The sequence below is a fragment of the Elusimicrobiota bacterium genome (genome assembly GCA_041658405.1).
In the GTDB taxonomy this organism is placed as follows: Bacteria; Elusimicrobiota; UBA5214; order JBBAAG01; family JBBAAG01; genus JBBAAG01.
The window spans coordinates 1-9044 of sequence record JBBAAG010000101.1 but is presented as its reverse complement, the minus strand read 5'-3'; the positions used below and the strand labels follow the sequence as shown (position 1 = coordinate 9044).

Here is a 9044-nt window from a genome sequence, read left to right as displayed (position 1 = left end):
CCATGTCCACCCGTCGGTAGTCCAGTATGACGAAGTATTGTAACCTAACGCATCGACAAACTGTTTATACTGCCCGTTGGTCACTTCGTATTTATCTATATAATATGTATCAAGATATACCGAATGTACCGGTTGTTCAGCTGCGTTAAAAGTCGAACCCATAACAAAATATCCCGCCGGAACTAAAACCATACCAGGTAAGGTGCTTATCGCAACAGTAAAATTCCATGCAGTGCTCCATCCACTGCAATTAGGGTTTGCTGCGCCGTCTTTCGCGCGAACACGCCAGTAGTAGGTTGTGTCATTACTTAACATCGTGCTGACCGTATAACTAGAAATTGCCAATCCTGTTTGATTGACATTTGTTGTAGCGAACGAACTAATACTCGACACTTGCAATTCATAACTTACTCCGCTTATATCCGTAGAATTCGTCCAGTCAAATGGTATAATCTCAGTATCAACTGTCTGGTTATTATTAGGACTAACCAGTATAGGTACCGTCGGAGTTATTGTATCGACTATTGTTACATACTTCGCAGGACTCCATGCACTACTACCGTCTCTCCCGTTAGCTTTTACCCTATAATAATAAAGGCCATCAGGCTTTTTTGATGAAAACGTTTCTGTTGTACTCGTTCCGAAATACACTTCAACAGAACTATTGAACCCGCTATTATCATCTTCTTCCAATGAATAACTTGAAACAGAATACACACTGCCCCAATTTACCGTATAAATACCGTTAATATCAGGATTGCTAATATCATTTAAAATGGGCGTTGTCGGTATTATTGTCCCGCTCGATTTTGCACAACGAAAACCGAAAGACTGATCATATGGCCAAGATCCGTTAGTGTAATATGATAAACACCATGTTGATGATTCTGACCACGAACCGCCACACAATATTTTGGATGTACCTGAAGAAGGACCGATGGGATTGTAGTTCATGAAAGAAATCCAGCCCCAGTCGTTGCACAATTCGTTCGCATTGCCTGCCATATCATAACACCCATACGGGCTTTTCCCGTTTTCGTAACTTCCTACCGGCGCTGTATAACTATATCCATCCTGAGTACCATCGCCTGATGTACCGTCGTACCAGTTACAATAGTTGGCGTGCCATGTGCTACCCCATGGATACATCCGCGCGTCAGTACCTCTTGCTGCTTTCTCCCACTCCGCTTCCGTCGGCAACCGCTTGTCGGCCCATTTCGCGTACGCATACGCTTCATACCAACTTACGCCAACTACGGGAAGGATCGTGCCGTTATTAGCGATATACCCGAAAGTGGAGCTTGTCCAATCAAATGGTTGAGTTATATTGTTTGCAGTTTTCCACGTCCACCCGTCGGTTGTCCAGTATGATTGTGTACTATACCCACCTGCGTCCATAAACTGTTTATACTGCTCATTTGTTACTTCATATTTATCTATATAATATGCGTCCAGATATATTGTTGTTGTTGAAGAGTACACATACGGAGATCCGGTCGTGAAATTACCCGCAGGAATAAGTACCATACCACTTATCAAAGGAATCCGGATTGACTTCGCAGCGCTCCACGCGCTGTTGCCGTAACTGTTCGTAGCTTTCATACGATAATAGTACGTTCCCGTAGATTTCCCGACAACGTCATACGACGTGTTCGCACCGGAATATATCGTCACAGGACTGTCAAAACTATTATTATTGTCTTCCTCGCAAATATAGTTTAACGCATTGGTAACTGAATTCCAACGAACCGTGAAATCTCCGTCGGTATCCGGGCTTGTGAAATCATACAACACCGGCGCGGCAGGCGGTATATTATTGTTATTATTAATACGCTCCTGCTGTTTTTGTTCAATAATTTTTTCAAACTCTTTTGCTGCGGACTCTACTGCCGCAGGCATCCCTAACGAAAACGTTGCTGAGTATAAATTACCCGTAAGTAAACACAGCGATGATATACATATAACAATCTTTACAATTTTCATAATGATGTCCTCATTTGCCGATATTCTGTTTTGGCGCGGTGATGTACAAGTTCAACCCGATATTTGCCACGTATTTGTCGGTGAGATACGAAACATCGCTGACTGTTGTACTCGCCATATTCATATTTCCGTACCCGATATCTGCGCAAACGCTTAACACCCGCGAGAAAAAGTATTCTACACCCAGTAACCCGCCAACATACGACCCTGTTATCGTCCAATCATTGCTTTGTTGATTTTTGTACTGTAGATAATCTAACTCCAAACCTAGATAGGGAACAATAATTATTTTTGGAAAAACATAATAATAACATGCCCTCGTTCCTGCAACACCGACCGTAGCGCTGCCTTGGTAATGAACGTCTAAAGCAAAGTTGTTTAAGAAACTGTATTTTACATTAATCCCGGGATAGTTTAACCCTAATGACAAACGGTTAGCGATAAGATTTCCCTCAGATTTTGCGTAAACAGATACATTCAATATTATAATACTGAATAAACAAATTAGTAATAAGCGATAATATTTCGTATACATAATAATTACAATTTCATTATGTATGCTAACGCGTAGTATGGCGGTCGATTTTCAGTATTTGAAGCAGCGCCGGTGATTCCATTTCCAGCCATAGTAGTATAATAATGCGTACTATTCATACCTCCGTACGCTTTATATGCATCTGTATTCCCTGACGTAACATTATATTTAGTTCCATAAAACCACAGTTGATGATCCTGTAAGCTACCATCACTCTTATATCCCCAAACCTGATAAGAACCGTCAGCCCAAAATGCTTCATGGTTATGATTTGGTCCTGTATGAGTATGCGCCATTGTCGTTGAACCACCCGTATCTGCCACGTTGTAACTATTCCCTGCTCCAACTATGAACTTATCCCTCAAATCCGGAGTACCATTACTCCCGTTGCATAACGCCCATCCGGTTGGTATACTATTAATCGCTCCCGACCACATAATTATCGCACCCTGGGGAACCATATAAAATTCCGTATTATCTACGGTACTTTTTATTTCTCCAGCCACATCCAGTGTTTTTGTAGGATTTATAACGCCAATCCCTACTTTTCCACCCTCATACGCCAGTAGCACATTCCCGGGCTCAACTGGACTGCTTCCGCCTTGAATTTTAACATCTCCACCTTTACCACTTATGTCACCAGTTCCTCCGGTTCCACCAGATAGCAGTATATTACCACCCACACCGGCTTGGGCGCTTGGATTTGCCCCGCCAACTCCTGCTGTTAGTTTAATATCTCCACCTTTTGTGTTTCCGTCACCGCCAGTACCACCCAAAACATTCAACACATCTGGAGCGCTATTATTGACAGAACCATCATTGCCGATAACATCTAATTTTGAAGAAGGATCACTTGTTCCTATTCCAACATCCCCACCATCCTTTACCCAAACCCCTAAATTACCCGTACTATCTTTTAATCCAATTCCTTCTGTAGTTCCTGCCGATAGATTTCCTTCTTTGAACTTTATTTCATTCTCTACGATTAAATCCTTAACAATTACTTTATCTGGATTGACGATAAAATCAGTTGATTCACGAGTTAACGACAACATTGCATCATCAAAATATACATTTCCGGAAATACTCAGTACATTTTCCAAAACTATCCATACGCTCCCGCTGGTAGGGACAAAATTGGAAATATTTAATAATTCCCATCCTTCTTCAGCAGAATTTTGTACATTTTGACTTGCGCTGTCATCATATATTGTCATCTTTGCTTGACCGGAAGCAGACACATAAGTCCATATGCTTACACTAATTGGTTTATTTTGAAACTGCGAACATACTTCAATTTTTTGTTTCAATATCACAACGTCTGTATTTAGAACTTTTGTTAGTTGAATGCTAGTCGAACCAGACTTAACAAACTGGGTATCTGTATTCTTACTTACAGTACCACTACCACTCGTTTCTTTTATCCAAAAATCAGCAACAGTATCTGTCAACCATGTTTCAAAACCACCATTGCCTAAAATATTTGGATATGGATTATCTGCTATCTTCAATGGTAATACGGATTTTGCTGAAAGTCCATCAGGTCCTATAGATGTTTGAGGACGATAATCCGCAGGAGCAATGCCTATCACCGCCATAATATTATCAAAAAAAGCTTCTCCCGGACCAGCAACACTTATACCAACCAATTCAATAACAAGAGAATTTATATTTGATGGTACATCTACTGTTAACTCAATTTTTTCCCAATCTGTGGAAGTGTTTGATATTTCTCCTTCAATTTCACCGTTAATTCGTACACGTACTTTTGATGTTATAGTATCCGGAACTAATGAACTCACTTTTGTCCAACAATCAATACTTAATTTTTTATTGGCAAAGGATTCTGGATGTTCTTTTTCTTGAAATAACTTTGTTTCTGTCCCTTCTTCTAAAACTGATAGTACTGCAGAATATTTTGATAAATAACCGACATCTTGAGCAACTTCCCAATCTGTGTTCCACCCGTCTGGAACCACACTAATCCCATTAGACCATACTTCAAAACCGCCATTTGATAAATAACTTTGGTAGGGTATATCCTTTATGTATGCCGATGGCTGGTTTTCGTTAACTGTTATGTTACTTGTATTAACTCTAGTACCATAAAAGCCTCCATTAAAATCTAAAATTGCACCTTTAACCCCATCTATAGCATATGCATAATTACCTGCCAAAAATAAACCACTCAATACTACTTCGGTATGTGCGTTTGCTCTCGCTAAGTACATTGCAGGAGATCCAGCCTCTGGAATACCTTCGGTTGATGGAGAAGCACCTTGTGCACCATAAAATCGTGAATTTTGCAATGATAAAAGTACGTACTCTGTCTCAGTTGGATAAGTCACATAAATAGCATATTTATCAGTACCTGACGCAGTTGTGTTTTTTATAGAAGAGTCTTTAATTAAATTAATTAAACCTTCAGAATAGATTCCATAAGTCTTACCTTTTACATTACAATTTTCAATAACAACAGCTGTTGAGTTTGATAATATCGAAACTCCGGTATTGTTGGTAGACTCAATATTACATTTTGAAATCGTTATGTCATTAGCATAAATTTGAACGCATGCTGCTGCAGCAGTACTAGCTATTGTTAAATCTTCAATAATACAGTCATTTTCGCCTATTAAAAATATTGGATTCGTGGAACTGATTTTTGTATATTCTTTTCCTCTTCCTTTTATGGTAATAAAAGATTTTAATGATATATTACCCTCAACTATATTATCGTTTACTAGAACTATCCCTCTATTACTTTCGTCAAGACTTTGTGTATCAAGATAATCAATCGCATCCTGAATCGTGCTAAAATCCTCAGGAACATTGCTGGTAATAACCATAATTTACTCCCATTTCTTTAATCCTTGTACTTGTCTTCATTATATTAGACACTTCAAACAATGAAAAAGTTCACAAAAATATTTTATTTTCTTTTTTCAACATTATCCCTCCGGTAATGCACTGTGATACATTTATTTGTTGCCTCTCATTAATATACGACACCAAAATCCCATAAAATGTTCAAACTTATACAAAATAATTTCCTTTATTTGTTTTACGTACAACATTATTTGCAGATTCCACTGGTACAACGATTCAATGAAGCTTGTTTGAATCTATTAATAAGATTATTAGCAAGCAATACGAGTTTTGTCAAGTTATATTTTGACAATTTCTTCCTATTACTAACGATAATCATTTCAGAATATTTATTTGTTTCTTTAGAGTACTAACCTATTGTTAATAGTATCTCTCTCGTTCAAAATATTATACGGAAATATTTTAGGTTGTCGATTACTGGGCAACAAAATCATTTATAAGAATGATTTTGATATTTTTATCATTATTCATCCCCAATTCCTCAAGTTTGTTTTTGATACTGGCTAAAGCATTTTTGTTCGTTGCTACAGAAATAATGGAATGATAGCCGGCTTTGAGATTTTTGTTAATATTGTCTATAGCACTTTGGATGTTCCCCTTCCCCGTTTCAATTTCTATAGCAATTTTGATATCGTCTTCGGGGTTAGAACCCGGTAAAGTAGCTATGATATCTGTCTCACCGTTCACAGGAACTTCCATCTCTATTTTATACCCCTTGCTCATCATATAGTCCGCGATTTTGTGCCGCCAGTATTCATGCTCCAGACCGGCTTTGCCGTTGAGTTTATCGATATTGTACCCCAGTTCTTTCATTTGTAATTCCCCTGTTTTGGATAGTTTTGACAACAAAACCCAACCGGTACCGGTTTCAATCTTTTCCGTCTCAATAAGACCTTTGTTCATTAACATATTCTTTATCCTATTCCCTTTCCTTATACTTATATTCATTCTTTTATACCTTGTAGATATAGGTTCATATTGATAATTCATAATGTCTATTATGAATAGTTTCTCTTCTTCCGTTAGTTCTTTATGCGGTACCGGAATAGGTTCAGTTCGGCTATTTTCCCCTGAATTAACCCCGGAATATGCGGAATACCAATCACTTGAAACCAGTCCTTCCATATGCGCTTTTACCATATTGTCTGTAACCTTGTTCTCTTTTATCATATTTGCTGGAATGGAAATCATAAACGGATAAGTGTATCTCCCCGCTATCCTTACTATTGCCTCGCCTAACTTCAAATGCCCCAAAGACTCTTTTTGGTCCATAGTGAGTAAAAGGTTCGCTGCGGCAGTGTTTATGTCTGCGCGGTTCTTTTGGTTCAGATTCACGTGTGTCATCGTGTTTGCTAACGCTATCGGCGATATCTCGCTGGGTACCTGGTCGGACAATACTATCCCGCAGCCAAGAAACCGTGCTTGCCTGAGCATGGTCTCCATAGTTGTTTCTTTACCTTCGTGTTTGGGGAACACGTTATGCGCTTCGTCAATTATTACCAGCCGTTCTAACCCGTCCGGTTTGTTGCCCTTGCTGAACCGTTCTAACTCATACTGGTAAACCCACAACAATATTGCAGCAGTGAAAAACGAGCTTTTGGCAGCAGATAAAGAGTCTAACTCAAACACGCAATGGGTGTTAAAAATTGTATCTAAAGGTACCGGATACGGTGTACTCAACGCTTTTCCCAGTTCGCCAAACGAAAGCGCTCGTAATACTCTTAACGCACTCGCTCGCCAGTCTCCTTGCCGGCCTTTCATTTCCATTGATTCAACTTTTTGGTAAACATCCTTGAAAGTCGGGTAAGTTTTAGGAGCATTAGAATAAACTCCCCATTCTTTGTAACAAGCAGAAATCCCTCGTTTCAAAACGTCCATTGCGCCGTCGCCAACATAAAATGCTTTCCCTAATACATCGAGTATCAGTTCCATCCAGTTGTTAGCGTTAATTTCAGGTGATGGCGGAATCAACGGGTTCCAGCAAAAAGGGACTACGTCGTTACGCCCGACCGTATACACTCGTAAATTCTTGCCCAGTTTATCAGATAAAATCGCGCGCATTTCACGTTTGAAATCAAATGACAATATTTTGGTGTTAGTATCCTGGGTTTTTAATAAGGAAGTTACCATACAAAAGAGCGTGTTGCTTTTACCCGCGCCGGACCTGCCAAATATTGCTGTGTGCATAGGTAGTTCGTTTAATCTTAACTTAAACGGATAAAGTTTCTTTCCGTTATATACAACATCGCCGATGTATAGATTCCCGTCCGCTTCTTCTTTGGGGATAGGAGTAAACGAAACTTCCGAGTTAAACCGCTCACCGAATAACTTTAAATATTGTAGTTGCAGCATCTCTTCAATCTGTTGTTTGCCATCCTCGTTTTCCAAGTTCCATACTAGCCAATACTTGTTGGCAGTAGGTTCGCCAATTAGTGGTTTGAGTTTCTCTATTGTTTGTTTTACCGCCTCCGATTTGGGAATCATGTCAACCATTTTTATGGCCGCCTCTGGGGCATTTTATATACCGGGGGACATTTTTTGTAGTTAACGATATTCGGTTCTTCATATCCCGGATTTAAGATTTCCATTTTCCTTAAAGACGACAAATATTCTTCAAGCAACGGTACCAGTTCTTTCCTTAATTGTGACACGTCCTGCCAGGTGTTGATCCGTTCTTTGGACTTTTCTAATTCTAAATCGGTGCCTATCTTATCTAAATTGGTTTTAAGCCGCCTGTCCATATCAGAATAATTAGCGTTTAAGTTAAACTGGTTGGTATGTACGTCGCAAATAGCTTTGTCAATATCATCGATACGCTTGTCCCGTTCAGCTGTCCGTTCGTTTATGAGGCCAACTATCTGCCAGAGCGAATTCTTCTTTAGAAAATGCCGTTCATAGGTTATTTTGTCTAAGAGATTATCCGTCTCTTCACTTTGTTTTTGTTTTCTTATCAACTGATAAAAAGTGTTAAGTTCTGGGAGGTCGTTAAATACTTTATTGAAGCTATTGTCATCTGTGTCTTTGTTCTGGTAACCACTAAAGACGCAGTTACTATACTTCAAGTTAGATTTGTATTTTGGTTCCATTTTGTGTTTTTAGCGGACGGATTTGTGAACTTAAGTTAAACGCTATTTTCATCGTCACTGGCATAATCACTGGTTTTACCTGTGTTATATCCCCGCCAATCATCGAGACAGGACAAAACATGATAAATCTGTCTTGTTTGTTCAATGATGTGCGTCAGTTTGTGGTTGATGTCAGTACACTCGTCGCATAACGTTTTTAAGTTCTTTTTCCATCCTTGATATTTGTTTGTCATTCTACAGTTACAACTCCGGAGTTTATATACTTTTCTATACTGTAGAATACATGTTACTGGTGTTTGTTTTTCCTGTGCACAGAAAAATATATATATGCGAATATACTCATTAAATAATGTCATGGTGGGATCAGTTGGTGAAAATACTTAGCATAAAGCGGAAATCCAATGCTCAATCTGTTAAGTCCGCGTTTAGTAAAATAAAACTTGAGAACCAAAAAAGGGATTCAAGATGTAATGCCCCCCATTAAGTCAAGCATATAAATTAGTAGAAATCAAAGCCTCGTTCTTTTGCCTATTCTCAAACTCTACCGGTGTCAT

The 9044-nt window shown here is 39.0% G+C and carries 6 protein-coding genes; all 6 read right to left on the bottom strand.

Annotation, left to right across the window (positions count from 1 at the left end; translation table 11 throughout):
- The coding region (locus tag WC955_12210) for an SUMF1/EgtB/PvdO family nonheme iron enzyme (protein ID MFA5859816.1) at positions 1-1983 on the bottom strand (1983 nt) is incomplete at its 3' end.
- 10 nt (positions 1984-1993) lie between these two features.
- On the bottom strand, positions 1994-2464 hold the full coding sequence (locus WC955_12205; GenBank protein MFA5859815.1) for a hypothetical protein: 471 nt from the start codon (positions 2462-2464) through the stop codon (positions 1994-1996).
- A gap of 59 nt (positions 2465-2523) precedes the next feature.
- Positions 2524-5364 carry a right-handed parallel beta-helix repeat-containing protein gene (locus tag WC955_12200; protein ID MFA5859814.1) on the bottom strand — a complete coding sequence of 947 codons (2841 nt, stop codon included), beginning with the start codon at positions 5362-5364 and terminating at the stop codon, positions 2524-2526.
- A 454-nt stretch (positions 5365-5818) separates the two neighbouring features.
- Positions 5819-7897: a DUF87 domain-containing protein gene (locus WC955_12195; GenBank protein MFA5859813.1), complete on the bottom strand. Its 2079-nt coding sequence runs from the start codon at positions 7895-7897 to the stop codon at positions 5819-5821.
- Positions 7898-7899: 2 nt separating this feature from the next.
- Positions 7900-8358 (bottom strand): hypothetical protein, encoded by a 459-nt coding sequence (locus tag WC955_12190; protein MFA5859812.1) that lies wholly within the window; start codon positions 8356-8358, stop codon positions 7900-7902.
- 167 nt (positions 8359-8525) lie between these two features.
- Entirely contained in the window at positions 8526-8723 is a 198-nt protein-coding gene (locus WC955_12185) for a hypothetical protein (protein MFA5859811.1), read from the bottom strand.
- Positions 8724-9044: the final 321 nt, after the last annotated feature.